Genomic DNA, 1174 nt, shown 5'->3' on the forward strand with positions numbered 1-1174 from the left:
TACTCCGTTTGAACTCGTAGAGTCCCCCTGACCTGTGGTGTTGCGCTGCCCGGGTGGTAGAGCGGGAGTATGAGATACGCGCAGCGTGGCGGGTACACCCCTGCCGAGCAGGAGCGGCGTGAGCGGCTGCGGTTGGAGACGGCCGAGCGGTTCGCGCGCGGGGAGTCCACGATGGTCATCGCCCGGGATCTGCGGGTCACCGAGCGGACGGTACGGCGATGGCGCCGACGATGGCGGCAGGGCGGGGCGCAGGCTCTGCGGTCGGCCGGGCCGGTGTCGCGTGAGCGGTTGTCGGCGCGCTCATGGATGAAGCTGGAGGCGCAGCTGAGGCGGGGTCCGCTGGCGCATGGTTTCGCCGATGACCAGCGCTGGACCCTGGGGCGGGTCAAGACGGTGATCGGCCGGCTGTTTCATGTCGGCTACAGCGTGCAGGGGGTGGCCAAGCTACTGAAACGGCATGGCTGGTCGGTGCGGGTGCCGCTGCGGCGGGCCGTTGAGCGCGATGAGGAGGCCATCGAGGCATGGAAGGCCGAGGTGTGGCCGCGGGTAAAACCACCGCGGCGGACCTGGGCGCCTACATCTGCTTCGAAGACGAGGCAGGCCAGGGGCTGAGGCCGCCGAAGGGGAAGACCTGGGCGCCGCGCGGGACGCGGCCGGTGGTACGGGTACGCGGCCGGGGTGCTGGGCGGGTCAACGTGGCCGGGGTCGCCTGTTTCCGGCCCGGCCGGCGCTCGCACCTGTTCTATGCGGTGCATGTCTACCGGGGCCGCGGCGGCGAAGCCAAGAGCTTTTCCTGGCGGCGCTACCGGGATCTGATCATCGCGACGCATGCGCACCTCGGGGCCCCGCTGGTGTGGTGCTGGGACAACCTGAACGTGCATCTGGTCCAGGAGTTGGACGACTTCGCCGAGGAGAACAAGGCCTGGCTACGGGTGGTGCGGTTGCCGACGTATGCGCCGGAACTGAACCCGGTTGAAGGGGTCTGGTCACTGCTGCGACGGGCGATGGCCGACTTCGTCGTCACCGATCTCGACGGCCTGGCCCGGATCATGAAGCGCAAACTGAAGAAGATCCAGTTCAGGCCGCATCTACTCGACGGCTGTCTGACCACAACGGGGTTGGCCATCGAGCCATGGTGATCGCGGGGACGGACTCTACGAATTCAACTGGAGTA

Annotated in this window: 2 protein-coding genes; both read left to right on the plus strand. The window is 68.0% G+C overall.

Features of this window, described 5'->3' with window-relative positions:
* Positions 1 to 69: 69 nt before the first annotated feature.
* Positions 70 to 612 (plus strand): winged helix-turn-helix domain-containing protein, encoded by a 543-nt coding sequence (locus tag ABZ664_RS39405; RefSeq protein WP_362522402.1) that lies wholly within the window; start codon positions 70 to 72, stop codon positions 610 to 612.
* The gene (locus ABZ664_RS39410) at positions 522 to 1139 is read left to right on the plus strand and encodes a transposase (RefSeq protein ID WP_362522403.1); all 618 of its coding nucleotides are present in this window, start codon (positions 522 to 524) and stop codon (positions 1137 to 1139) included. Before ABZ664_RS39405 ends, ABZ664_RS39410 begins: the two co-directional genes overlap by 91 nt.
* Positions 1140 to 1174 lie beyond the last annotated feature (35 nt).

The sequence above is a fragment of the Streptosporangium sp. NPDC006930 genome, assembly GCF_040635605.1.
Taxonomy (GTDB): Bacteria; Actinomycetota; Actinomycetes; order Streptosporangiales; family Streptosporangiaceae; genus Streptosporangium.